The organism is Arthrobacter sp. Sr33 (assembly GCF_054511195.1).
Map to the genome: position 1 here is coordinate 34,564 of NZ_JBTNDD010000008.1, position 23,435 is coordinate 57,998.

The 23,435-nt window shown below is 62.7% G+C and carries 26 protein-coding genes; 7 read left to right on the forward strand and 19 right to left on the reverse strand.

What is annotated here, in order from left to right; all coding sequences use genetic code 11:
- Positions 1–101 precede the first annotated feature (101 nt).
- Positions 102–1,415 carry an AI-2E family transporter gene (locus tag ACX80T_RS11590; protein WP_459304485.1) on the forward strand — a complete coding sequence of 438 codons (1,314 nt, stop codon included), beginning with the start codon at positions 102–104 and terminating at the stop codon, positions 1,413–1,415.
- A gap of 10 nt (positions 1,416–1,425) precedes the next feature.
- Here the strand turns inward: ACX80T_RS11590 and ACX80T_RS11595 are convergent, their stop codons facing one another.
- Together ACX80T_RS11595 and ACX80T_RS11600 are read right to left on the reverse strand one after the other, a co-directional pair.
- A complete protein-coding gene (locus tag ACX80T_RS11595; RefSeq protein ID WP_019481189.1) occupies positions 1,426–2,217 on the reverse strand; it encodes an alpha/beta hydrolase in 792 nt (263 codons plus the stop codon).
- Between the two features lie 32 nt (positions 2,218–2,249).
- The gene (locus tag ACX80T_RS11600; RefSeq protein WP_024476289.1) at positions 2,250–2,582 is read right to left on the reverse strand and encodes a hypothetical protein; all 333 of its coding nucleotides are present in this window, start codon (positions 2,580–2,582) and stop codon (positions 2,250–2,252) included.
- Between the two features lie 124 nt (positions 2,583–2,706).
- On the opposite strand from ACX80T_RS11600, the gene nucS reads away from it, so the two are divergent.
- The gene (nucS, locus tag ACX80T_RS11605; protein WP_459304486.1) at positions 2,707–3,402 is read left to right on the forward strand and encodes an endonuclease NucS; all 696 of its coding nucleotides are present in this window, start codon (positions 2,707–2,709) and stop codon (positions 3,400–3,402) included.
- Here nucS and ACX80T_RS11610 read toward each other — a convergent pair.
- Entirely contained in the window at positions 3,399–4,415 is a 1,017-nt protein-coding gene (locus ACX80T_RS11610; RefSeq protein ID WP_459304487.1) for an NADPH:quinone reductase, read from the reverse strand. The two genes, nucS and ACX80T_RS11610, sit on opposite strands and share 4 nt — an antisense overlap.
- A gap of 87 nt (positions 4,416–4,502) precedes the next feature.
- Between ACX80T_RS11610 and ACX80T_RS11615 the strand changes: the two genes are divergently transcribed.
- Positions 4,503–5,732 carry an N-acetylglucosamine-6-phosphate deacetylase gene (locus ACX80T_RS11615; protein ID WP_019481185.1) on the forward strand — a complete coding sequence of 410 codons (1,230 nt, stop codon included), beginning with the start codon at positions 4,503–4,505 and terminating at the stop codon, positions 5,730–5,732.
- Between the two features lie 266 nt (positions 5,733–5,998).
- Positions 5,999–6,202 carry a cold-shock protein gene (locus ACX80T_RS11620; protein ID WP_019481284.1) on the forward strand — a complete coding sequence of 68 codons (204 nt, stop codon included), beginning with the start codon at positions 5,999–6,001 and terminating at the stop codon, positions 6,200–6,202.
- Between the two features lie 100 nt (positions 6,203–6,302).
- On the opposite strand, the gene ACX80T_RS11625 is transcribed toward ACX80T_RS11620, so the two are convergent.
- The 13 genes from ACX80T_RS11625 to ACX80T_RS11685 all read right to left on the reverse strand — a co-directional run bounded on the left by ACX80T_RS11625 (position 6,303) and on the right by ACX80T_RS11685 (position 17,736).
- The gene (locus tag ACX80T_RS11625; protein ID WP_019481285.1) at positions 6,303–6,734 is read right to left on the reverse strand and encodes a DUF2550 domain-containing protein; all 432 of its coding nucleotides are present in this window, start codon (positions 6,732–6,734) and stop codon (positions 6,303–6,305) included.
- A gap of 11 nt (positions 6,735–6,745) precedes the next feature.
- Entirely contained in the window at positions 6,746–7,030 is a 285-nt protein-coding gene (locus ACX80T_RS11630) for a F0F1 ATP synthase subunit epsilon (RefSeq protein WP_019481286.1), read from the reverse strand.
- 5 nt (positions 7,031–7,035) lie between these two features.
- Positions 7,036–8,499 (reverse strand): F0F1 ATP synthase subunit beta, encoded by a 1,464-nt coding sequence (gene atpD, locus ACX80T_RS11635; protein WP_019481287.1) that lies wholly within the window; start codon positions 8,497–8,499, stop codon positions 7,036–7,038.
- An 85-nt stretch (positions 8,500–8,584) separates the two neighbouring features.
- A complete protein-coding gene (locus tag ACX80T_RS11640) occupies positions 8,585–9,478 on the reverse strand; it encodes a F0F1 ATP synthase subunit gamma (RefSeq protein ID WP_459304488.1) in 894 nt (297 codons plus the stop codon).
- 90 nt (positions 9,479–9,568) lie between these two features.
- Positions 9,569–11,203, reverse strand: coding sequence for a F0F1 ATP synthase subunit alpha (gene atpA, locus ACX80T_RS11645; protein WP_019481289.1), 1,635 nt, complete (start codon positions 11,201–11,203; stop codon positions 9,569–9,571).
- A gap of 100 nt (positions 11,204–11,303) precedes the next feature.
- Entirely contained in the window at positions 11,304–12,119 is an 816-nt protein-coding gene (locus tag ACX80T_RS11650) for a F0F1 ATP synthase subunit delta (RefSeq protein ID WP_019481290.1), read from the reverse strand.
- Positions 12,119–12,667, reverse strand: a complete 549-nt coding sequence (locus tag ACX80T_RS11655; RefSeq protein ID WP_024475444.1) for a F0F1 ATP synthase subunit B — start codon at positions 12,665–12,667, stop codon at positions 12,119–12,121. The genes ACX80T_RS11650 and ACX80T_RS11655 overlap by 1 nt, the downstream gene beginning before the upstream one ends.
- Before the next feature lie 50 nt (positions 12,668–12,717).
- The gene (locus ACX80T_RS11660; protein WP_019481292.1) at positions 12,718–12,933 is read right to left on the reverse strand and encodes an ATP synthase F0 subunit C; all 216 of its coding nucleotides are present in this window, start codon (positions 12,931–12,933) and stop codon (positions 12,718–12,720) included.
- Positions 12,934–13,037: 104 nt separating this feature from the next.
- The gene (gene atpB, locus ACX80T_RS11665; protein ID WP_019481293.1) at positions 13,038–13,859 is read right to left on the reverse strand and encodes a F0F1 ATP synthase subunit A; all 822 of its coding nucleotides are present in this window, start codon (positions 13,857–13,859) and stop codon (positions 13,038–13,040) included.
- An 85-nt stretch (positions 13,860–13,944) separates the two neighbouring features.
- Complete coding sequence (locus ACX80T_RS11670) at positions 13,945–14,274, reverse strand: hypothetical protein (RefSeq protein WP_019481294.1); 330 nt, start codon at positions 14,272–14,274, stop codon at positions 13,945–13,947.
- On the reverse strand, positions 14,267–14,770 hold the full coding sequence (locus ACX80T_RS11675) for a hypothetical protein (protein WP_019481295.1): 504 nt from the start codon (positions 14,768–14,770) through the stop codon (positions 14,267–14,269). The genes ACX80T_RS11670 and ACX80T_RS11675 overlap by 8 nt, the downstream gene beginning before the upstream one ends.
- Before the next feature lie 127 nt (positions 14,771–14,897).
- Positions 14,898–15,905 (reverse strand): MraY family glycosyltransferase, encoded by a 1,008-nt coding sequence (locus tag ACX80T_RS11680; protein WP_459304489.1) that lies wholly within the window; start codon positions 15,903–15,905, stop codon positions 14,898–14,900.
- Position 15,906: 1 nt separating this feature from the next.
- Positions 15,907–17,736, reverse strand: a complete 1,830-nt coding sequence (locus ACX80T_RS11685) for a polysaccharide biosynthesis protein (RefSeq protein WP_459304490.1) — start codon at positions 17,734–17,736, stop codon at positions 15,907–15,909.
- Positions 17,737–17,904: 168 nt separating this feature from the next.
- On the opposite strand from ACX80T_RS11685, the gene ACX80T_RS11690 reads away from it, so the two are divergent.
- From ACX80T_RS11690 to ACX80T_RS11700, 3 genes are read left to right on the forward strand one after another with little or no spacing between them, the layout of a single operon-like run.
- Positions 17,905–18,804, forward strand: a complete 900-nt coding sequence (locus tag ACX80T_RS11690) for a glycosyltransferase (RefSeq protein WP_459304491.1) — start codon at positions 17,905–17,907, stop codon at positions 18,802–18,804.
- Position 18,805: 1 nt separating this feature from the next.
- A complete protein-coding gene (locus tag ACX80T_RS11695; protein ID WP_459304492.1) occupies positions 18,806–19,777 on the forward strand; it encodes a glycosyltransferase in 972 nt (323 codons plus the stop codon).
- A 2-nt stretch (positions 19,778–19,779) separates the two neighbouring features.
- Entirely contained in the window at positions 19,780–20,763 is a 984-nt protein-coding gene (locus tag ACX80T_RS11700; protein ID WP_459304493.1) for an NAD-dependent epimerase/dehydratase family protein, read from the forward strand.
- Here ACX80T_RS11700 and ACX80T_RS11705 read toward each other — a convergent pair.
- Genes ACX80T_RS11705 through prfA form a run of 3 tightly spaced genes read right to left on the reverse strand, consistent with a single transcriptional unit; the run spans position 20,669 to position 23,398 of the window.
- Positions 20,669–21,409: an L-threonylcarbamoyladenylate synthase gene (locus ACX80T_RS11705; RefSeq protein ID WP_019483134.1), complete on the reverse strand. Its 741-nt coding sequence runs from the start codon at positions 21,407–21,409 to the stop codon at positions 20,669–20,671. The genes ACX80T_RS11700 and ACX80T_RS11705 overlap by 95 nt on opposite strands.
- A 4-nt stretch (positions 21,410–21,413) precedes the next feature.
- Complete coding sequence (gene prmC / locus ACX80T_RS11710) at positions 21,414–22,307, reverse strand: peptide chain release factor N(5)-glutamine methyltransferase (RefSeq protein WP_459304494.1); 894 nt, start codon at positions 22,305–22,307, stop codon at positions 21,414–21,416.
- A gap of 14 nt (positions 22,308–22,321) precedes the next feature.
- Positions 22,322–23,398 (reverse strand): peptide chain release factor 1, encoded by a 1,077-nt coding sequence (prfA, locus tag ACX80T_RS11715; RefSeq protein ID WP_019483132.1) that lies wholly within the window; start codon positions 23,396–23,398, stop codon positions 22,322–22,324.
- Positions 23,399–23,435 lie beyond the last annotated feature (37 nt).

Consider the following 23,435-nt stretch of genomic DNA (forward strand, 5'->3'; position numbering starts at 1 on the left):
CGGTAAGCCGACAGTAGGCTGTTAGTGTTTCGCTAACCTTGCTTTAGCGGTTTTGAACCTTATTGCCCGCCGCATGCACTACTGGGAAAGCAGAATGAAGCGTGAGTGATCATCAGGATGTTCCGGCGGGCGAGCCGCTCCCCCGTCCCGCCGCCTCAGTTGACGGGCAGGGCGGTGCACCAGCGGCTTCCGCTGCCAGCCCATCTCACCGCAGCATGATCAGGGCAATTTTTCGCGGGCTCCGCCGGCCTATTCCTGGCGCCCAGCCGCGGCTCCGGTTTGAGTTCCCGCCCGAGCGGATCCCCGCGCCGGTGCCTACCGACGACGACGTCTCACTCGGTGACGACCGGCTGAAGTTCGGAAACGCCCAGCCCCAGTCCATGCGTCATCACCCGATTCACTTCGGTTTCATGGGGACGGTGGGCGTGGGGCTGGCTCTGCTCGCCTACTTCATGATCACCAACGTGGGCCAACTGCTGCTGTGGATTGGCGCGGCAATGTTCATTGCACTGGGGCTCGACCCCATTGTCCGGTGGCTGGAAAAGAAGAAGGTGCCCCGCCCGGCAGGGATTGCGGTGGCGCTGTTGCTGCTTGCCGGCATCATCGCGGCCTTCTTCGCCACCCTGATTCCCACCATCGTGAACCAGACCAGCCAGTTTGTGGATCGGGCGCCCGGTTTCGTTGATGATTTCCTCAACTCCGAGTTCTTCCAGACTGTCGATGAACAGTTCCAGGTCCGGGAACGTGTCACCGAGGAAGTCAACAACTTCTTCAACGACTCGGACGCGGTAGGCGGCATCTTCGGCGGTGTGCTGGGCGTTGGCACCGTCATTATCAACAGCCTGTTCGGTACCCTCATTGTCCTGGTCCTGACCCTCTATTTCCTGTCCTCGCTGCCCGCAATGAAGAAGTGGGCGTACCGGTTGGCGCCGCGCTCGCGCCGCCCCCGGGTGGAGTCGCTGGCGGAGGAGATCACCAGCAGCGTCGGCAACTACGTGATTGGGCAGGCCTGTGTGGCCATCCTCAACGCGACCTTCGCCTTCGTTTTCATGACGATCGCGCAGGTGCCCTTTTCGGTCCTCCTGGCCTTCGTCGTCGCGCTGCTGGCCTTCATCCCCCTGGTGGGCGCCCTGATTGCGGCAGTGATCGTGACGGCGGTCGCGATGACTGCCGGCTGGCAGACGGCGCTGCTCTTCGCGGTGCTGTACCTCGCCTACCTGCAGGTCGAGGCATACTTCATCTCGCCGCGGATCATGCAGCGCGCAGTGGCGGTACCCGGTTCGGTTGCAGTCATCGCCGTTATTGCCGGCGGAAGCCTCCTGGGTGTGCTGGGCGCACTGATTGCCATTCCGACAGCCGCAGCGGTGATGCTGCTGCTCAAGGAAGTCTTTATCGCCCGCCAGGACAGTCAGTAAGCCAGGACTGTCAGGACGCTGTGGCTGCGGCTCCGGTCCAGGTAGTGGGCAGTGACTGCGATGCCCCGGGCAGCACGGTGTCGGTGATTTCATCCAGGACCCGGGCGGCGTACTTCTCCCCCACCCACAGGTGCTTGGCGCCGTCGACGCCGATCACCTCGGCCTGGGGGATCCGCGCGAACCGCTCGGTCGCTGCCGCTGGCTGCAGGTAATCGTCGTGCTCGGGGACCAGCACCTTGAGCGGCAGGCCGGACGCGGCCCATGCCTCAAGATCTTCTTCCCCAGCACGATGCAGTGGGGGCGACAACAGCACCGCCCCCTGGATCAGCGGGGCGATCGGATCAAGGGCGCCGTACTTCAGGCACAGCTCGGTGCCGAAGGACCAGCCCACCAGCCAGATGTTGCCTGGGCTATGCTCGGCCGCCCAGGCGACGGCGGCCTCAATGTCGGCGCGCTCGGCAACCCCACCATCGAACTCGCCTTCGCTGCAGCCCCGCGGCGAGCACGTGCCACGGGTGTTGAACCGCAGCACCGCAATGTCCGCGAGTGCCGGAAGCCTGAAGGAGGCCTTGCGGAAAACGTGGGAGTCCATGAACCCACCTGCAGTCGGCAGCGGATGCATCATCACCAAAGTGGCACGGGCCGGCCTGTCCGCTGGCTCAGCGAATTCGCCCACCAGGCGTAGTCCGTCGGTGGTGCGCAGTTCGATCTCGGTGCGCCGCGCCGGGAGGACCGTTGACGCCCTGATATCCATGGGCCCGTCGGACTCGGTGAACTCATAACTGGTTACGGTGGAAGTCATCGTTTCAGTCTAGGGGAACTGCAGTGGGCGGTTCAGTACCGGTAGCTGCGGGTCCGCCAGCAATTGACGTGCCAGTGCCTCCGGCCAGCGAGCCCGGCCGCTGCACCAAACAGGGAGTCCTCCTGCCAGACCACCAGGTGCGCAAGACCGGGTGGGATCACCCGGTGGCACCCGGGACAGACATAGTCCTTGGCCGCGTTGCGCTCGGTGATCCGCCGGACGGACCATTCGCCGTCGGGAGCGCTTTCCCGGGTCGGTATCCCCGCCCGGGCACGCTCCAGGTCGATTTCCGGCACCGGTTCTGCCTTCCTCCCGGGCTGCGCTGACGGCTTCCCGGGACGGCGAGGGCGGTTGGAGCGGGGCATAGGTCAAGTCTGCCTGACGAATCGCCGACTCGGGCACAACCGGCGTTCGGTGGGGCGGGGTCCAGCCGCGTCCTGTGGGACGATTTAGGTACTCCCCACCACACAAGTTCCCTGGAAGGCTTTCGTGCGTTTAGTCATAGCCCAGTGCTCAGTCGATTACATCGGGCGCCTCCGCGCCCATTTGCCCCTCGCCACCCGGCTGCTGATGGTGAAGGCCGATGGGTCGGTGTTGGTGCATTCCGATGGTGGTTCCTATAAGCCGCTCAACTGGATGAGCCCGCCAGCCTCGCTGCGGATCTCCACTCCCGAGGAGGCCGACACTGAACTGGGCGTCACCGAGGTGTGGAACGTTCAGCATGCCAAGAGCGATGACCGGCTGGTCATTAACATCCACGAACTGTTCCATGAGTCTTCCCATGATCTGGGTGTTGACCCCGGTCTGGTCAAGGACGGAGTCGAAGCGGACCTCCAACGGCTACTCGCCGAACAGATCCACCTGGCCGGAACTGGTTTCACCCTGATCCGCAGGGAGTACATGACCGCCATCGGACCGGTTGACATCCTGGCCCGTGATGCTGCCGGTGCCACAGTAGCCATCGAGCTCAAGCGCCGCGGCGACATTGACGGCGTCGAGCAACTGACCCGCTACCTTGAGCTCCTCAACCGGGACCCCCTGATGGCACCGGTCCGAGGGATCTTCGCTGCCCAACAGATCAAGCCGCAGGCCCGGGTCCTCGCACTGGACCGGGGTATCGACTGCCTGGTACTCGACTACGACATGATGCGTGGCGTCGACGACGTCGAGTCGCGCCTCTTCTAGGCCTCGGCCACGCGGATCAGCACCTTGCCGGTGACACCATTCTCGACGGCGTCGTGGGCGGCGGCCGTGTCCTCAAGGGCGAACCAAGTGATGGGAAGCCCTGCGGACTCTCCAACGGGCAGCGCGCCCGCGCGGAGGGCAACGGTGATGTCCTCGGCGGCTGCGTGGAGCGCCTCGGTTCCCACCGTGTAGAGGAGCAGCCCCTGCCACCGAACGTTCTTCGCGAAGCTCGGGACGATCGGAGCCGTGAAACTATCCCCGTTGTTATTCGCGTAGTAGGCGATGCTGCCGTGGTTGGCGATTACCTCGACGTCAAGCAGGGCGTTCTGACCGGGAGCAACCTCGACCACGTGATCGACGCCGTCGGGCGCGATGTCGAGGATACGGTCGGCCATCGAGTCATCCGGGTAGCGCACCACGTGCTGGGCCCCAGCGGCGCGGGCCAGCCCGGCTTTCGCTTCGCTGCTGACCGTCGCAATGACCGTTGCACCAGCCCAGACCGCAAGCTGAATCGCTGCGTGACCAACAGCCCCGGCACCACCCTGGACAAGGACGATCCGGCCAGCCAGGGCCTCCGGTGCAAGCCGGGCCGGACCGTTCTCATGAACTGTCAGTGCACGGTGAGCCGTCATCGCCGGAACGCCCAGGCTGGCGGCGACCTCGAAGCTGACGCCTTCAGGAAGCTGAACAACACGGTCTGCCGGGAGCACAGCGAATTCCTGGGCGGTTCCGGTCGGGCGGCCGTGGGCAGCAAGGTAGATCCACACCCGGTCGCCGGCCTTCAGAGCGGTGACTCCCTCGCCGACGGCGTCGACCAGTCCGGCGCCGTCCTGGTTCGGAACCACCTCGGGGAAGGCGAGATCACCCGCGGCGCGGGCCTTCCAGTCGGTCGGGTTGACGCCGGAGGCAACAACCCGAACCCGTACCTCGCCGGGACCGGGGGCGGAGACCTCAAGGTCAGCGAGGGAGAGAACTGAGGATGCTCCAGTGCTGGAGTAGACGATTGCTTTCATGGCTGATGGAACAGGGAAGTCCAGCCCCCTATTCCCCGACCCTGCTGTGCCCAGGCCATATTGGTCCGCTGCACATAGAATCGGGGTATGGCCAGCAGCGAAAATTCAGGAACTTCACCCGTGAACTACCTCCGCGGACGCATCGCCACTGAGTCGGGCATCATTGATGACGGTGTCCTCGCCTACGACGGTGACCGCATCGCTTACGCCGGACCGGCGGCTGGGTTCCGCGGCGGCGACTCTGAGCCCGAGCGGACCTTCCCACCAGGAAGCCTCGTTCTCCCCGGCCTCGTCGATACCCACTGCCATGGCGCCAACGGTGGAGACTTCACCAGCGGCGATGCAACCCAGGCCCGGATGGCGATTGACTTCCTGCAACGGAGCGGAACCACAACATCCCTCGCCAGTACGATGACGGCGCCCCCCGCCGACCTGTTGAGGGCACTCTCAGTTCTGGCGGAGCTGGCCGAAGAGGGTTTGATTGCCGGTATCCACGCCGAAGGCCCGTTTGTCTCCACGGTTCGCTGCGGCGCCCAGAATCCCGACCACATTGTCGCCCCCACCCCGGAGTATGTGGCGGCGCTGATCGATGCGGCTCAGGGGCGGATGAAGACGATGACCTATGCCCCGGAGCTTCCCGGCGCGGACGCCCTGATCGATGAGCTGACCACCCACGGCATCACCCCCTCGCTCGGGCACACCGACTGTGATACCTCAACCGCAGCCGCTTCCCTCGCACTGGCATGGGAGGAGATGGACTCCACTGGATTCGACGGGTACACCGGACGCCCCACCGTCACCCATCTTTTCAACGGAATGCCGCCCCTGCATCACCGCTCCCCCGGGCCGGTTGCCGCCTGCCTGAGGATCGCGAAGGCGGGCAACGCCGTCGTCGAGCTGATCGCCGACAACGCCCACCTCGACCCTCAGACCGTTCTCACCGTCTTCGAACTGGTTGGCGCCGAAAACATCACTTTGGTCACCGACTCCATGGCGGCCACCGGGCTCCCCGACGGCGCGTATCACCTCGGATCGTCGGCGGTCACGGTCACCGACGGTGTTGCCACCCTTGATCGCACCGGATCCCTCGCTGGTGGCACCGCAGTGCTCCTCGATGTGGTGCGCCGGACCGTCGCCGCCGGGGTACCGCTCCTCGACGCCATCACGTCGGCGACAGTCGTACCGGCCAATGTGCTCGGTCTTGCCGATGAGCTCGGCAGTCTTCGCCTCGGGCTGCGGGCGGACGCAGTGGTGGTCTCCCCCGACCTGCACCTGCTGGCGGTGCTTCGCGAAGGCGTCTGGCTGGCTCCGCTCTAGGCGATCGGACCAATACTTTTGCTCTGTTCGAGACGATAAATTTACCGAACAATGGTTGAAATTCCGTTGACCAGCACTAGCCGTTATGTGATGCTTGTTCCAGTCTTTGTGTACGTGTTTTAGCATGCTCGCAAGACAATGTTGCGAGCGTGTGACATCCGAAACGGAACCGTGTATCTCGGGTGCCGATAGGTTGTTTCCGTGAAGTGACTCCGGGTTCACATGCAGTGTGTGGGTCAGAACATTTCATTATGGAGGAGAAACAAATGGCACAGGGAACTGTGAAATGGTTCAACGCTGAAAAGGGCTTCGGCTTCATCACCCCGGATGACTCCGACGGCGATGTCTTTGTACATTACTCGGAGATCCAGACCGGTGGCTTCAAGACCCTCGACGAGAACCAGCGTGTTCAGTTCGAAATCGGTCAGGGCGCCAAGGGCCCCCAGGCTACCGGGGTTACCGCCCTCTAGCGACAAAGCTGTCCGCTAGACAGCAAGTGCTTTAACCACTGGGGACCTCCACGCAGCTGCGTGGAGGTCCCCAGTGGTTAAACGCTATTCAAAGGAAGCGCTAGCGCCAGGTACCGATCCCGACAACCGGTCCCGCTTCAAGCCAGGATGACAGTCCGGCGTATACATCGAACTTCATGGCCAACAGCAATTCCTGACCCTCATAGTCCAGACATACCACCACCGCCCCGGGCTGAATCCTTCTCTTTTCAGCCTCGGTTGGCTGTCGCCATCCCTTGAGCTCCAGGGAACTGCGCAGGTAGCGGTAGCGGGGCCGCGGGCTCAGGGACGCCATCCTGAGCCATTCCAGGTGACGGTCCGTATAACGACAAACCCCCATCCGCCATCCCTCGGGAGGGAAGCAGATGGAGGCGTCGAAGGTGCCTAGCGCCCCGCGGAGCTGTAGGCGTCGCAGACCGAAGGCCAGAATGGCAAGCACCAGCAGCAGGAACACCGCTGCGAGCGTGATGAACGCTATACCGAGACCGTCCATCGCCGAATCTGTCAGCGAGTCTCCGCGGACACTGGGCCGCCGATCTTCGCGTTGTCGGCCACGATTACTACCCGGTTGCTGTCGACGGAGAAGAAACCACCGTCAACCGAAACCAGCAGTCGTTCGCCGGAGACAGGTTCAATTGCCATTTCGCCTTCAGCCAGGATGGCGAGCATCGGAGCGTGCCCAGGCAGGATGCCAATCTCGCCATCGCTGGTGCGCGCCCTGACCATGGTCGCCGCGCCGGACCACACAAAGTGATCCGCCGCGACGATTTCTACTTCGAGTTCAGCCATGAGAGCTACTTTCCGGTCTGCTCTTGGATCTTGGCCCACTGGCGCTCGACGTCGTCAAGACCGCCAATGTTGAAGAACGCCTGCTCAGCAATGTGGTCAAGGTCGCCGTTGGCGATGGCGTTGAAGCCTTCGATGGTGTCCTTGATGCTGACGGTGGAACCCTCAACACCGGTGAACTGCTTCGCCGTGTAGGTGTTCTGCGACAGGAACTGCTGGATACGGCGGGCCCGGGAGACAACAATCTTGTCTTCCTCGGACAGTTCGTCAACACCGAGGATAGCGATGATGTCCTGCAGTTCCTTGTTCTTCTGAAGGATCTGCTTGACGCGCACCGCAGTGTTGTAGTGATCGTGGCCAATGTACTGGGGATCGAGGATCCGCGAGGTCGATGTCAGCGGGTCGATCGCCGGGTACAGACCGCGGGACGCGATCTCACGCGACAGCTCCGTGGTCGCGTCGAGGTGCGCGAAGGTCGCAGCTGGTGCCGGGTCGGTGTAGTCATCCGCAGGCACGTACACAGCCTGCATCGACGTGATCGAGTGGCCCTTGGTTGAGGTGATGCGCTCCTGGAGGAGACCCATCTCGTCAGCAAGGTTTGGCTGGTAGCCCACCGCGGAAGGCATCCGGCCCAGCAGGGTCGACACCTCGGAACCGGCCTGGGTGAAGCGGAAGATGTTGTCAACAAACAACAGCACGTCCTGTTTCTGGACGTCCCTGAAGTACTCAGCCATGGTCAGGGCTGACAGGGCAACCCGGAGGCGCGTTCCTGGTGGCTCATCCATCTGGCCGAAGACCAGCGCGGTGTCCTTGAGGACCCCTGCTTCTTCCATTTCTACCCAGAGGTCGTTACCTTCACGGGTACGCTCGCCAACACCAGCGAACACCGACGTGCCACCGAAGTTACGGGCCACACGGGTAATCATTTCCTGGATCAGCACCGTCTTGCCAACACCGGCGCCACCGAAGAGGCCAATCTTGCCACCCTTGATGTACGGGGTGAGCAGGTCGATGCTCTTGATGCCGGTTTCCAACATCTCGGTGGAACCCTCAAGCTGGGCGAATGCCGGCGGCTTGCGGTGGATGGGCCACCGTTCGGTGATCTCCAGCTGAGACTCCTCGACGTCGAGGGGCTTGCCCAGAACGTTGAAGATGTGACCCTTGACGACGTCGCCAACAGGTACCGAGATGGCGCTGCCGGTGTCGTGGACAACGGTTCCCCGGACCAGACCGTCGGTGGCCTGGAGCGAGATTGCACGCACCAGGTTGTCACCGAGGTGCTGTGAGGTCTCGAAGGTGATCATGTGCGTCTCACCATTGAGAGTGATCTCAGTGGTCAGCGCGTTGTAGATTGCGGGAATGGCGTCAGCCGGGAACTCGACGTCGACAACCGGGCCAATGACACGGGCGATTCGACCTGTGCCGCCGGATGCAACTGAGTCACTACCGTGCTCAATAGTCTGGGCAGTCATCTCTCTCACTTCACTTACGTAGATGGCGTGGGGCTAAGTCTAACTAGGGTGGAGCAGGTTCTGGAACTGGTCGATCGGGGCGAAGTCAGGATGCGCTGAGCGCGTCCGCACCTGCCACAATCTCCGACAGTTCCTGGGTGATCTCCGCCTGGCGCGCAGTGTTGCGGAGCCGGGTGTACTTCTTGATCAGGTCCGTTGCGTTGTCGCCTGCGGACTTCATTGCCCGCTGACGAGCGGCGAGTTCGCTCGCTGCGGCCTGCAACAAGGCCGCGAAGATCCGCGACTCGATGTAGCGGGGAAGCAGTGCGTCCAGAACCATTTCGGGCTCCGGCTCGTACTCGTAGAGCGGCAACAGATCCGACTCGGACGCTGCTTCCTCTTCAACGACCTCAAGGGGAAGCAGGCGGATTACCGTAGGTTCCTGCAACACCATTGACTTGAAGCGGGTGTAAACCACGTGGATCTCGTCGACGCCGCCGTCCTCGAAGTCCGTACCGAACTCGGCGAGCAGTGCTTTGCCGATCTCGCGTGCCGTTTCGAAATCCGGCGCGTCAGTACCGCCGATCCACACGTTCTCGAATTTGCGGTCGCGGAAGTCGAAGTAGGCCTGCGCCTTCCGACCGACAAGGTAGGTTTTGACTTCCTTGCCTTCCTCCCGAAGCAGCTCGATCAGTGATTCGGCCTGCTTCAGCACGCTCGCTGAGTAGGATCCTGCGAGTCCGCGGTCTGAGGTCATCACTAGAACCGCCGATCGCCGAATCTGCTCCGGCTCGGTGGTAAGCGGGTGATCGATCTCTGACTGCGATGCCACTGCTGAGACGGCACGGGTGATCGCATTGGCGTAGGGCAGGGACGAGGAAACTCGTGCCCTTGCTTTGCCGATGCGAGAAGTCGCGATCAGCTCCATCGCCTTGAAGATCTTCCTCATCGACGTGGTCGACGTGATCTTCTGGCGGTAGACCCGGATCTGGGCTCCCATACATGTCCTTTCCTTCGTAGTCCACCTGGGGATTACGGCTAAGGCCGGGGGTGGTGCCGGGGCGCTTGACGCACCCCGGCACCGGTTTCCCTAGCGCTTCTGCTTGACGATCTTCTCCTGGTCGACCTCGTCCTCGGAGAGGGCGCTGTACTCTTCGTGACCGGCTACCAGACCATCGTGGCCTTCGCCGAAGAATCCCTGCTTGAAGTCGTCGATCTGCTTCTTCAGCTCGTCAACGGTGGAGTCCTCAAGGAGGTTGGTCTCGGCCAGAGTGGTCAGGACCGACGACTTGTGCCGCAGGTGCTCGAGGAACTGGCCTTCGAACTTGCGGACGTCCTCAACCGGTACGTCGTCGAGGTAGCCGTTGGTGCCGGCCCAGATCGAAACAACCTGATCCTCTACGGGGAACGGTGCATACTGGCCCTGCTTGAGCAGTTCCATCAGGCGCGCCCCACGGGTCAGCTGCTGACGCGATGCTGCATCCAGGTCCGAGGCGAACATGGCGAACGCCTGCATGTCCCGGTACTGCGCGAGGTCCAGCTTCAACGTGCCCGAGACCTTCTTCATGGCCTTGACCTGTGCTGAACCACCCACCCGTGACACCGAGACGCCGACATCCACTGCTGGACGCTGGTTGGCGTTGAAGAGGTCCGACTGCAGGAAGATCTGCCCATCGGTGATCGAGATGACGTTGGTCGGAATGAACGCCGAGACATCGTTGGCTTTGGTCTCGACGATCGGCAGACCGGTCATCGAACCCGCTCCGAGCTCGTCGGAGAGCTTCGCGCAACGCTCAAGCAGACGGGAGTGCAAGTAGAACACGTCGCCCGGGTAGGCTTCGCGTCCCGGTGGACGACGCAGCAACAGCGACACCGCGCGGTAGGCTTCAGCCTGCTTGGAAAGGTCATCGAAGATCACCAGTACGTGCTTGCCGGCATACATCCAGTGCTGGCCAATGGCCGAACCTGCATAGGGGGCCAGGTACTTGAAGCCTGAAGGATCGGAGGCAGGTGATGCAACGATCGTCGTGTACTCCAGGGCGCCCTTGTCTTCCAGGGTCTGGCGTACCGCAGCAATGGTGGAGGCCTTCTGTCCAATTGCGACGTAGATGCAGCGAACCTGCTTCTTGACATCGCCGGATTCCCAGTTGGCCTTCTGGTTGATGATGGTGTCTACCGCGATGGCGGTCTTACCGGTCTGGCGGTCACCGATGATCAGCTGGCGTTGGCCCCGGCCGATCGGGATCATGGCGTCGATCGCCTTGAGACCGGTCTGCATGGGTTCGTGCACCGACTTACGCTCGGTCACGCCGGGAGCCTGAAGCTCCAGTGCGCGGCGTGCTTCAGCCTTGATCTCGCCGAGATCGTCGATGGGCTGTCCCAAGGGGTCAACCACTCGGCCAAGGAAGGCGTCGCCCACTGGCACGGAGAGGATTTCCCCAGTGCGGTGGACTTCCTGACCTTCTTCGATGCCGGTGAAATCACCGAGGACGACGACGCCGATTTCACGGGTGTCGAGGTTCTGGGCGAGGCCCAGAGTGCCATCTTCGAAACGCAGCAATTCATTGGCCATCACCGAAGGCAGACCCTCTACCTTGGCGATGCCATCGCTGGCGGTACTTACGCGGCCTACTTCAACGCGTTCGGCGTTGCCGGGCTCGTAGGATGCCGCAAACTCGTTCAACGCATTACGGACGTCTTCGGCGTTGATGGTCAATTCGGCCATCTGCAGTCCCTGCTCTCCTGTGTTGTGATCGCCGCTGCTTCACGGCGACCGGTGTGTGATTGAAGTCTGTTGTGTGTCTGGGATAGGACGGTTGCCCGGCCTACACCGCTAGCTTTCGCCGCAGTTCAGACAGCCTGGCGATTACCGTGGAGTCAACCACTTCATCGCCAACCTGGACGCGGACCCCGCCGATTAGCGACGGCTCCACTGTGACATTGGTCCTGAGCTCGCGACCGAACAGGGAATTGAGGCCCTGCTGCAACCGTGCGAACTGTTCATCGGTCAGCGGACGGGTAACGCTGACGTTCGCAATCCAGCGGTCGTGCCGTTTGGCCACGAGCTCTACGAACCGCTTCACCAAGTGAGTGGGCTTGATGCCGCGGGGCGCCTGAACTGCCTGACGCACCAACAGCTGCGCTTCGGCTCCGGCGTGTGGCACCAGTTTCAACGCGAGGTTTACCCTTGCGTCGACGGTTGCCTGCCGCTCGGACAGAGCACGCTGCAATTCGTGGCTTGATTCAACGGTCCTGATGAAGTCGAAAAGGTCGTTTTCCAGACCCTCAAGACTCGTTGCACCATTGTCCCGGTTCTCCGCTACAGCAATTGCAGCGGTTGCGCCGAGGGTTTCCAGCGCGTCCCCGAGATCGCGGGCCACTGCCCAGCGCATGGAGACCAGATCCCTGACCACCGACGCTGTCTGCTCCGAGACCTTGCCAGCTACCAGGGTCGAAACCAGTGCGGCTTTATCCCTGCCTTCGCGGGAAGGATCGGTCAGCGCACGACGGAGACCGGCGTTGTTGTCGAGCATGTCGAGGACCCCGAAGAGTTCCTCGGCGAGCGACAGCGTTGCGCCGGGCAGACGGGTTTCTAGATCTTTGAGTGCCGTTGCCAGGGACTGGCTGGATACACCTGCCATTACTTCGATGCACCTGCGCTCTGAGTTTCGAGGTCGGCCAGGAAGCGATCGACTACCCGCGCGGACCGCTGATCATCAGAGAGCGACTCCCCGACGATGCGGCTGGCGAGGTCGGTTGCCAGCGTGCCAACTTCGGCGCGCAGTGACACAACAGCTGCCTGACGTTCTGCTTCAATCTGGACGTGTGCCTGCTCGGTGATACGAGCTGACTCAGCCCCGGCCTTTTCCTTCAGTTCCGCGAGGATCTGCGCACCTTCGGCGCGTGCTTCCTCACGGATGCGGTTGGCTTCAGTGCGTGCATCCACCAGCTGCTGCTTGTATTCGTCAAGCGCTGCGTTTGCTTCAGCCTGTGCTGCTTCAGCCTTGGCAATGCCACCTTCGATGGCTGCAGTCCGCTCTGCGAACGTCTTCTCAAACGCCGGCATCACGAACTTGATGACGATGAACATCAGCACCGCGAAGCCCACCAACGTAACGAGCAGTTCCCACAGATTCGGGACCAGAGGACTTGTGCCCTCTTCTGCCGCCATTATCGCTGCGTTAAGCATGTTTCACCCGTCTTTCTTTAGCTAGTCTATGGACCGTAGCGGACGCGTAATTACGCGCCGATAACGAACGCGAAGACCAAGCCGAGGATGGCGAGTGCTTCAGTCAATGCCAGTCCGAGGAAGGCGATGGGCTGGAGGACCCGCTGGGCTTCTGGCTGACGCGCTACACCGTTGATGTATGCGGCGAAGACGAGTCCTACACCGATACCACCACCAATTGCGGAGAGACCGTATCCAACGAGGTTGAGGCTACCCTGTACTTCCATTGTGTTCCTTTCAAGATGCCGCTTGCTGCGACAGGTTGTTTGGGATCATCCCCGACGGGGAAGTCTGTATGTGTTAGTCGTGAAATTTAGGCTAGTCGTGAGGACTAGTGAGCGTCGGCGTGGAGTGCGCCTTCGATGTAGATGGCTGCCAGCAGTGTGAACACGTACGCCTGGAGGATCATGATCAGCACCTCAAGCATGTACATGGAGACGGCTCCCACGAGTACCAGCACGCTCGTACCCTGCAGCAGGATGTTTCCCGTCAGCACCATGTATTCAATGGCCGAACCGGCCAGGGTGATGATGAGGTGACCTGCCAGCATTGTGGCGAAGAGTCGGAGTGAGTGGGTCACCGGCCGGACGAGGAAGTTCGAGATGATCTCGATGGGTACCACGATCGGCAGGATGTACCAGGGAACTCCTGACGGGACAACTGCCAGTTTGAAGTAACGCAGTCCGTGCTTCTTGATACCAATGCCAACCCAGAGGAGGTAGAAAATCGCCGCAATGGCGTAGGCGCTACCTGGATGGGAGAAGCTCGGCAGCTGAAGGAACGGAATGGCGCCGAAAATGTTGTTCACGAGGACGAAGAAGAATGCGGTGAAGAGCCACGGCACATACTTCATGAAGTCCTTGCCGCCGATAATGTCCTTACCGATGGAGTTCCTGACGAATCCGTAAGCGGACTCCCCCAGGAACTGCATTTTGCCGGGGACCAGCTTTCCCTTGCGGGAGGCAATGATGAAGAAGATGGCAATAAAGATGACTGACAGGATGATCATCAGCATCTGCTTGCCGAAGCCACCCTCGAACCAGACGCCGTATTCACCGCCCCACGGGAAAATATCCCGGTAGTGGGTGTCGTCAATTGTGGGGGCTATGAAACCCTCATCCGTTGTAGTGGCCGGGAGCGCAAGCGCGATCAACGCGTTTCCTCTCTGCAGTGTCCATCGTTGGGCAGGTTCTGATCGGGCATGGATTTACTGCTCCGACACATTAAGTTTTCGACATTCACTTAGGGTTCTCCCCAGCCTTCCCGCCACTGTCCCGCGGCGTCGAACCGGGATCAGCTGGTGTAGCGCGGGTGAGGTTATGCATATGGGAGAGGTAGAAACCCCCGACTGCACCCAAGAGACCTCCAACGAGCACTATCCATTGTGTTCCCAGGAGGTTGTCCAGCCCCCACCCTATCAAACTCCAGACGAGTATCCCGCCAATAATATAGCTAAAGACTGCTATCCCAGCGTTGTATCCGCCCTCGCCGTAGGGGCCTCTGACGTCGTCGCTGGCGTCGGCTCGGGAGGCGCCCTGCTGGGGGTCCTGAGGATGGGTTTCAGCCACGGTCGAACTCATTTCCTGGTACCGGCGCTGTCGGCGCGGGGTCGTTGTAGAGCTGGTGCCGGGCCTTGGAGAAGACGTAGAGCTCCACCGTCTGCCACAGGATCACAGTTCCCACCGCTCCCCCGAAGAACCAGTTCGCCTCAAGCCAGGGTGGAGTGCCGAACACGAAGAGGACAACCGCGAACCCGACGACCTTGATGGCATAGGTTACGGCGAAGAGGCCGATCGCGCCTGAGGGGTTGTTGCGGCCGGCGAAGTGACCGACCGCGAGGCTGATGCCGAAGAAAGCGACGACGACCGCGAACCCGAACAGCGCGCTCAAGGCAGCGCCCGGGCCAGTGACGAAAGCCGCGACCGCAGCAGTCACAGCAATGGCTGAGGTAGTGACCAGAACGCATTTTTTCAGAATTCCCAACCACAGGGATCCCGAAGGATCAGCGGCGGGATGGGCAGTGCCTCGACGGGCACCGACGCCCGAGGCGTCAGGTGTGCTCATAGGGAATCCATCCGTAGATTCGATGTGAGGGAAGTCCCCGACTCAGGCCACGGGATGAATGCCGCGGACTGCGGTTCAATTCTACCGTACATAGAAATCGCTCCGTGCTGGCTGAAGAGGTGGGAACCTACGGTACGCGGGTGGCCCGCGCCCGTCCGGCAAAGATTCGCGGGGAATACAGATAAAGGGTCACTACTGCTGCGGCGAGGAGCGAGAAGGCGACCGCTCCGAGCGGCGATGCCGTCGCGGCAACAAATCCGGCGGCTCCGGTAAGCACCGATGCGCCGGTGACGACCAGCGCCGCCTGCACATGGGTCAGACCCACATCGGTGAGGCGTTGGTAGACATGCTCCCGGTGGGAGGCGTACCAACGGTCACCGGCCCGGACCCGGCGCAGGAACGTAGTAAAGGTGTCAGCAAGGTAGATCAGCACCGGCGAGAGCAGATACTCGAGGTACACGCCCGCGAGCAGGCCTGTCACCGCAATGGCTGCGATCGATGCGCCGAGCAGATAGCTCCCGACGTCGCCGAGGAAGACAAATCCCCTGCCCAGATTCCAGGGCAGGAACCCGGCGAATGCTGCCGCGACGACCAGGCCTGCGACGACCAGCCACAGCTGGCTGTTGAGGACTCCGGCCACGGCGTAGAACACTCCGACTGCTACCCCGTGCAGGCCGGAGATCCCGTTGATTCCGTCCATAAAGTTGGCTGCGTTGACGTAGGCCGCCACCGCCAGTGCGCCGACGGGCACCCACCAGAAGCTTTGGCCAATGGTCCACGCCAGGGCTGCTGTGCCCAGCGCGCCGATCGCCAGCTGCAGCACCGCACGCACCTGGATCGAGATGCCGCGGTAGTCTTCGACCCAGCCGAGCAGCGCCGCTGCCGAAAGCATCCCCAGGATAATCAGGATCAGCGACCGGTCAACAGCTACCAGGCCGGTAACAAGAGAAAGGATCAGACCCGCCGCGATTCCCACCGCAACGGTGATACCCACCCCCCGAATGACCACTGTGGTGTGGGAGGAGCGTTCATTGGGGATGTCCAGCACGCCCAGCTTTTCCAGCAGGGGTTTGAGGACAAAAGGCAACACTGCACTGAGCACTAGGGCGGCCCCGACCACCACCGCCAGCTGCACGCTATACACCTTCGATTCCGCCCTTGCGCTTCCAGTCGACCAGGTTCAGATGCACCGGGTCCAGTGTTGACACTGACGTGTGGGAAATCTTGGGATGCAGGGGCCGCGCGCCGTCTTCGCCGAACCCCACCAGTTCCTCATGCAGCTTCTCCCCCGGTCTCAGCCCGGTGAATACCACTTCGATGTCCTTCCCGGACATGGCAATCATTCGCTGGGCGACGTCGAGAATTTTGACTGCCTCGCCCATATCCAGAATGAGTACCTCGCCTGGGCGTCCGATCGCCCCGGCCTGGATGACCAGCTGACATGCCTCAGGGATGGTCATGAAAAAGCGGGTGACCTCCGGGTCAGTCACAGTGATCGGTCCACCGACCCTGATCTGCTCGGTAAAGAGGGGCAGCATCGAACCTCTGCTCCCAATGACATTTCCGAACCGGACTGACACGTAGCTGTTTGCGGTCTGGCTGGCCTGCCAGGCGGTGAGCTTCTCGGCGACCCGTTTGGAATGTCCGAGCACACTTGTGGGGTTCGCGGCTTTGTCGGTCGAGATGTTGACAAAGTGCTTCACCCCCGCTGCCTTGGCCGCATTGAGCACATTCTGCGTGCCCAGCACGTTGGTCTTCCAGGCTTCCTCCGGGTACTGCTCCAGCAGTGACACATGTTTGAGCGCTGCTGCGTGGAACACCACCTCGGGCCGGCGCTCCTCGAAAATCCCGAGCAGCGTATCCGCGTCGCGGATATCGGCCAGTACCGTGTCTCTGCCGGTGAGCAGGCCGCGGCCCGTCATCGACAGCTGGGTGGTTTGCAGCCCGGTTTCGTCGCGGTCCAACATGATCAGTTCGGCTGGGCTGAACTGCGCGAGTTGACGGCACAGTTCGGACCCGATAGACCCGCCCGCTCCGGTGACCAGAATCTTTTGCCCCGTGATGTAACCTGCCACCTCATCTGCATGGATATCCACGGGCCGACGGCCGATCAGGTCTTCGACCGCAACTTCCCGGAAATCGGAGAATCCAGCACCGGATCCTCCGGAGGCCAGCATGTCGCGCAGCGGTGGGAGGACCAGAACCTTGATATTCATCCCAGCCACCAGATCCGACACCTTGCGCACCTGCGCCGCCTCGACATCAGCGAAGGCGATCACCAGGACTGAGGCGCGGGTGCGGGCGATGATGCCGGGGAGGTCTTCCAGCCGACCCAGTACAGGCACCGTCGCCAGCCTGAGATGCTTCTTCGCCGGGTCGTCGTCGATCAGGCCCACCGGGAAATACGGGGATTCGCGGTCCTGGATCATCCGGCCGACAAGGGACCCGCCGAGGAACCCTGCGCCGTAGATCAGGGTCCGCTGTGCGTCTTCGCCGGGTTTGGCTTTGCTCTCCACGAACATGCGCTTGAGATAGCGGGTCGACGCCATGAACATGCAGGCGAAGGGGAAAGCAATGATGCCGATACTGCGGGGGATCTCAATAATGGAGAAGAACACCACACTGACCAGCAGGAGGATCACCGACACGATGACGGTCACGATGACCAGCAGCTTGGCTTCGTGGAAGCTGCCGAAGCTGTACCGGCCCCGGTACAGGGCAAAACTCAGGCCGACCGCGAGCTGGGCGACAAGCGCCACAGCGCAGAACACGACTACCCCGGTCATATTGATCTGGTTGATCAGCAGTTCATACCGAAGCACCAGGGCCAGAAGAATTGCGACAATCCAGGCGACTGAGTCGAAAATATACTGTGACCAGAGCCAGATTGCTGGCTTCTCCGATCGGGGCGTGGTGCGGTGTCCGGACCCGTCCCGGGCTGGATCCACGCTGTCAGCGAGTTTCATGGTTCCTAACAACGGCTCGGCGAATGTTCAAACGTGCGCTGAGAGTCCTCACGGCAGAATCTCAGCCCGTGCTGGTGTAATAGACTCTCTCTACCCGAGAATACTAACCGCACTACCCGGCCCTGACCGCCTTCGAGGCGTGTTGTGAGTGGACCGGAAAGGACTGTTTTGCAGGATACCGTGGCCGTTGCGGCAGTAACTTTTGACCGCCCCGACGACCTCCGTACCCTCCTGCTGGCGTTGTCCCAACAGAGTGTGCCGCTCACATCGGTTGCATTGGTCGATTCCGGGACGCAGGATATCGAAGGCATTGCCCGCGAATCCGATGCACCTGTGAACTACACCCGTTCCCTGAGCAACCTGGGCGGCGCCGGTGGTTTTTCCCTGGCGATCCTCTCCGCCATGGCCAGTGGTGCCGAGTGGGTCTGGATCATGGACGACGACGCCCACCCCGAGGACCCCGAGGCGCTTGGGACTCTATTGGCGGCCGCCAAAGCCGAGGGACTCGACGTCGTCGTGCCCTTGATTGTGGCACCCGGCGAACCGACCAGGCTGTCCTTCCCGTTCCGGGTGGCGGGGCGATCGGTGCATGACCGGGCCGAGGTCGAGAAGCTGGGGATCATCAAGGATGTTGGCCAGTTTTTCAATGGTGCGCTGATTCGTACTGACGTGTTTTTCAGGGTGGGGCTCCCCGACCTGCGACTGTTCATCCGCGGTGATGAGACTGACTTCATGCTCCGCCTTCGTCGGGCCGGGATCCCCTTCGGCACCGTGACGACAGTCGCCCTCAGCCATCCTCCCGGGTGGGCCGAGACGCAGCAGGTACTCGGTGACCGGCTGCATGTCCTGGTGCCCGAGACCGCCTTCAAACGCTACTTCTATTACCGCAACCGCGGGTACCTCACCCGCCGGTATCTGCGGGTCAAATCGCTGGTCGCTGATGGGGTGGGGTACCCGCTATATTTCCTGAAGCACCGCGACCTCCGAGGATTCGCTGAGTGGTTCAAGGCCTATTCCACCGGTGTCCGCGGGCGTGGCTTCGGGCCACCGTCGGATCAGGGCTACTGAGGTGGCTTCCTCCGCCACGGCGGTGACGGTGGTTGTCACCACCTTCAACCGCGCCGGTTACCTGCGCGTCCTGCTGGAAACGATCGCACGCCTGGATCCCGCACCGAGCAGCGTCATCGTCGTCAATAATGCGAGCACTGACAACACCGACGAGGTGATCGCATCCGCGAACCTTCCCATGCCGTTGATCCATCATCGGTTGCGGAAAAACGTTGGCGGGTCCGGTGGTTTCTCGGTTGGGGCTGAGCGGGCCCTCGCCGAGGGTGCCGAATGGCTGTGGCTGATGGACGACGACGTCGAAGCCCTGCCTGGTGCGATCGCCGCGTTTCAGCCCTGGATGGGAACCTATCGGTGCCTTCACGGCCGCCGCTTCGACCACTCCGGCAAGCCGTTTTTCTGGCAGCACCACTTCAATGCGTTCCTTGGCGTGCACTTCCCGGTCCGCGGCAACGTGTTCAGGCACCGTCCGGTGTTCCACACCAATGTTGGGTGTTTCGAGGGGATGCTGGTGCACGCCGATGTGGTGCGCCGCGTTGGGCTACCGGATCCACGGTTTTTCCTCAACGGAGACGACACCACCTACGGTTGGCTGATCGCCCAGTCCGAACCGGTCGCCTATATCAATGAATATGTCCTGAAGAAGGCCAGACCGCAGAAGCAGATCGACCTTGGCGTGCGCCACCTGAATGATTCCAACGACCTGGGCCGCTACTGCGGCATGCGGAACCGTGGCCACCTGGCGCGGTACCTGCGCGTCAATGGCAGGTTCAACCGTTGGGGGTTTGGCCTGGGAACCCTCCTGACTGCGGCCAAGGAGGTGCTCCGGCTGGTGGCTGTCGAGCACTCCCTGTCCGGTCTCGCTCCCCTGTGGCGGGGCTGGATCGAATCGCGGGGTATCCTCAGGGACCCCGAGTGGCAGCCAATGCCGCCGGTCGACCCCGACCGAACCGCCCACGTGAAGGAAACCCGCTGACCATGTCCTGGCTGATTCTCGGCGCCACCGGCTTTGTCGGATCGGCGATCCTGCAGGCCGCCGAGGCCGCGGGCCTCGACGTGGCTGGCGCTCCGGCGCCCAGACTCAGCAGCGAGGCGACGACGGTGGCCGAGCTTGCTGCCGAGGGATCCACCCATCCGACCCTCGCCGGGCTCACTGCCACGCTGGCAGGGGTTTCGGTGGTGGTGAACGCAGCAGGCCTGGCCGCACCCCGCAGCGGTGATACCCCCGAACTGCGTGGAGCGAATGCCCTGCTGCCAACAATCCTTGCGCAGGCCTGTGCAGCGGCCGGGGTCGATCGTCTAATCCACCTCAGCAGTGCTGCCGTCCAGGGGCAGCGGGACCAACTGGACGAGTCCCTGGACCTCGCCCCTTTTTCGGCCTATTCCCGGAGCAAGGCCCTCGGCGAGCAGGCTCTTCAGGCGGCGGCGTCCGCCTCACGCATTGTCATCGTCCGCGCCACCTCGGTTCAGGGTGCCAACCGGCCGACGACGACGGCGCTCGCCCGGTTGGCTGCCTCACCACTGGCTTCCGTTGCAGCCCCTGGTACTGCCGCGACGCCGGTCACGTCCGTCGAATCACTGGCCGATTTTGTCGTCAAGGTGGGCACCTTTGAGGGACCGGTCCCGTTGGTCGTCCTCCAGCCGAGCGAGGGGATGTCCGTCCGCTCTGTCCTGGAGGCTGCGGGTGGTACGCCCATCGTGCTGCCGCGACGGCTGTGCCGCGTCCTGCTGCGCGCCGGCTACGCGGTATCGAAACTTGCCGGCGAACGGCTCCACGGCAGCCTGCGCCGGGTGGAGCTGATGTGGTTTGGCCAGGCCCAGGAGCCCGGTTGGGCGGCAGCCCAGGGCATCCGGGTCGAGCAACGTGTCAGCGGGGTGTTGGAGAGTGCGGCGTCCCGGCGTCGTCAGGGCCGGTCGGGCCGGCAGGGTCGCTCGGGCCGGCAGTCTCCGGCGAATCGGTAGCCTCAGCCGGGTCTTTGAGTGCCGGCACCACGACCTGTAGCTGGTCCAGGCTGATGCTGCCTGCACGGACCAGGCGCAGTTCATCACCCGTCGCATCAATGATGGTTGAGGCGGTGGCGCTGCGCGGGCCGCCCTCCAGATACACCTGGACGGAGCCCGCCAGCTGATCGAAGGCGTCCGCGGCGGTGGTTGCGGCCGGCGCTCCCGTGCGGTTGGCTGAGGAGACAGCCAGCGGACCTGTCAAGGCCAGCAGGTCCAGGACCACCCGATCATCGGGCACCCGCAGTGCCACGGTGCCGAGAGTGTCGCCCAGGTCCCAGGTCAGTGACGGCTGCGCGCGGAAGATCAGGGTCAGACCGCCGGGCCAGAATGCCTCGGCCAGCTTTCTCGCGTCCGGATGAATCTCGGCGGCAAGGCCATCCATCGTCTGTACGCGGGGAATCAGGACGGGAGGCGGCATGCTTCTCCCCCGCCCCTTGGACGCCAGCAAGGTGGCAACTGCCTGCGGCGAGAAGGCATCGGCGGCAATGCCATAGACGGTGTCGGTGGGCACCACCACACACTGGTTGGCCGCGATGGCGCGTTGGGCGTGGGCTAAACCGTCGCTGCGCTGGGCGGGGTCGGAGCAGTCATAGCTGGTGGTCACAGAATTATTCTTTCACTGGTGCGTGGGGATGGGCAGGGTGGCTACGCACAGCCGACGTGGAGCGGTCGCGTCCGGTGAGGTCCTGGTGGGTCTGAACCGCGGTCCAGTTCAGGTCTGCTGTCAGAAGAGCGGCAATCGCGGGTGCCTGGACCTCGGCGTGTTCCATCACGAAGTAGCCGCCAGGGACGAGCAGCCGGGCAGCGCTGAGCGCCGCCGCTTTGGGGAGCTCGAGGCCATCAGCGCCGCCACCGTACAGTGCGATCTGCGGGTCGTGGTCCGCCACTTCGGGTTCCCGGGGAACCGCTGCCGACGGAATATAGGGCGGATTGGACACCACCACATCGAAGCTACCGTCTTCTTCCCCCAGCGCATCCCGCAGGTCACCAAGGATCAGCGTCACACCCCGGCTCACCACATTGCGTTCCGCCCAGGCATACGCCAGTGGGCTGAACTCCACCGCGTACACGTCGGCGCCAGGCACTTCGTCGGCGATGGCGGCGGCGATCGCACCGCTCCCGGTGCCCAGGTCAACCACCCTGGGCCGGGTCAGCGTCAAGGCGTGATCAATGGCGAGCTGCGCCACCGATTCGGTTTCCGGGCGCGGAATAAACGCCCCGGGGCCCACTGCCAGCTCCACCCGGCGGAAATACGCGACGCCGGTAATGTGCTGCAGCGGCACCCGTCGCTCACGCTCCGCCACCAGCTCAAAAAACCCGGCCGGCGCCGTCGCGCCCAGCAGCGCAAGGGTCTTCACCCGCCCCACTGGCTCCCCCAGCAAATGAGAGGCCAACAGATGAGCATCGACGCTGGGACTGGGCACGCCGGCGTCGTTCAGAAGACCGGTGGCCCGCACCAGGGCGGCGTCGAGCGACTCATCGGAGCGGGGTTGTTCGTTCATGATTCAGCGGACGTTCAGTCGTCCTCGCCAATCGCGTCCAGCCGGGACTGTTCATCCATTTCGATGCCCGCCTGGACCACCGCTTCAAGGTCGCCGTTCATCACCGCGTCGAGGTTGTAGGCCTTGTAACCGGTGCGGTGGTCAGCGATGCGGTTCTCGGGGTAGTTGTAGGTGCGGATGCGCTCGGAGCGGTCCATGGTGCGGATCTGCGATTTGCGGATATCCGAGTTCGCGGCGTCGATCTGCGCCTGCTGGTGGGCGAGGATACGGGACCGGAGCACCCGCATGCCTGCCTCACGGTTCTGCAGTTGCGACTTCTCGTTCTGCATGGCCACCACGATGCCGGTGGGGAGGTGGGTGATGCGCACAGCCGAGTCGGTGGTGTTCACCGACTGGCCGCCCGGTCCGGAGGAACGGTAGACGTCGATCTTGAGATCGTTCTGGCTGATCTCCACTTCCTCTGGCTCATCCACTTCGGGCAGGATGAGCACTCCTGCCGCCGAGGTGTGGATCCGGCCCTGCGATTCGGTGACCGGGACCCGCTGGACCCGGTGCACGCCGCCTTCGAACTTGAGGCGGGCGTAGACACCCTCCCCCGGCTCGTTGGAGGAGCTTTTGATCGCCATCTGGACATCCTTGTACCCGCCGAGGTCGGATTCGTTGGCAGAAATGATCTCGGTCTTCCAGCCACGCGTCTCGGCGTACCGGGTGTACATGCGCAGCAGGTCGCCGGCGAACAGGGCTGCCTCGTCGCCGCCTTCACCACCCTTGACCTCGATGATGACGTCGCGGCTGTCGTTCGGGTCTCGCGGGATCAGCAGACGGCGGAGCCGTTCCTGGGCGGCGGCGAGCTGTTCCTCAAGGACCGGAACTTCAGCGGCGAACTCGGGGTCGTCAGCCATCTCCTGAGCTGCCTCAAGGTCGTCCTTGAGCGCTTCCCACTTGGTGTGCGCGTCGACAATACCGCTCAGCTCGGCGTACCTGCGGCCAAGCTTGCGGGCCAGCACCTGGTCGGAGTGCACTGCCGGGTCGGAGAGCCGTAGCTGCAGCTCGGCGTGCTCATCGAGCAGGTTCTGGATCGACTCAAACATCTGGGCAATTCCTCTTTCGAACGGATTCCATTCAACA

Bases quoted from the DNA above. Each gene is read 5' to 3' on its own strand.
- ACX80T_RS11595 (WP_019481189.1), bottom strand. From the start codon at position 2,217: ATGACTTCCACCGTAACCAGTTATGAGTTCACCGAGTCCGACGGGCCC.
- ACX80T_RS11600 (WP_024476289.1), bottom strand. From the start codon at position 2,582: ATGCCCCGCTCCAACCGCCCTCGCCGTCCCGGGAAGCCGTCAGCGCAG.
- ACX80T_RS11610 (WP_459304487.1), bottom strand. From the start codon at position 4,415: ATGAAAGCAATCGTCTACTCCAGCACTGGAGCATCCTCAGTTCTCTCC.
- ACX80T_RS11615 (WP_019481185.1), top strand. From the start codon at position 4,503: ATGGCCAGCAGCGAAAATTCAGGAACTTCACCCGTGAACTACCTCCGC.
- ACX80T_RS11620 (WP_019481284.1), top strand. From the start codon at position 5,999: ATGGCACAGGGAACTGTGAAATGGTTCAACGCTGAAAAGGGCTTCGGC.
- ACX80T_RS11625 (WP_019481285.1), bottom strand. From the start codon at position 6,734: ATGGACGGTCTCGGTATAGCGTTCATCACGCTCGCAGCGGTGTTCCTG.
- ACX80T_RS11630 (WP_019481286.1), bottom strand. From the start codon at position 7,030: ATGGCTGAACTCGAAGTAGAAATCGTCGCGGCGGATCACTTTGTGTGG.
- atpD (WP_019481287.1), bottom strand. From the start codon at position 8,499: ATGACTGCCCAGACTATTGAGCACGGTAGTGACTCAGTTGCATCCGGC.
- ACX80T_RS11640 (WP_459304488.1), bottom strand. From the start codon at position 9,478: ATGGGAGCCCAGATCCGGGTCTACCGCCAGAAGATCACGTCGACCACG.
- atpA (WP_019481289.1), bottom strand. From the start codon at position 11,203: ATGGCCGAATTGACCATCAACGCCGAAGACGTCCGTAATGCGTTGAAC.
- ACX80T_RS11650 (WP_019481290.1), bottom strand. From the start codon at position 12,119: ATGGCAGGTGTATCCAGCCAGTCCCTGGCAACGGCACTCAAAGATCTA.
- ACX80T_RS11655 (WP_024475444.1), bottom strand. From the start codon at position 12,667: ATGCTTAACGCAGCGATAATGGCGGCAGAAGAGGGCACAAGTCCTCTG.
- ACX80T_RS11660 (WP_019481292.1), bottom strand. From the start codon at position 12,933: ATGGAAGTACAGGGTAGCCTCAACCTCGTTGGATACGGTCTCTCCGCA.
- ACX80T_RS11675 (WP_019481295.1), bottom strand. From the start codon at position 14,770: ATGAGCACACCTGACGCCTCGGGCGTCGGTGCCCGTCGAGGCACTGCC.
- ACX80T_RS11685 (WP_459304490.1), bottom strand. From the start codon at position 17,736: ATGAAACTCGCTGACAGCGTGGATCCAGCCCGGGACGGGTCCGGACAC.
- ACX80T_RS11700 (WP_459304493.1), top strand. From the start codon at position 19,780: ATGTCCTGGCTGATTCTCGGCGCCACCGGCTTTGTCGGATCGGCGATC.
- prmC (WP_459304494.1), bottom strand. From the start codon at position 22,307: ATGAACGAACAACCCCGCTCCGATGAGTCGCTCGACGCCGCCCTGGTG.
- prfA (WP_019483132.1), bottom strand. From the start codon at position 23,398: ATGTTTGAGTCGATCCAGAACCTGCTCGATGAGCACGCCGAGCTGCAG.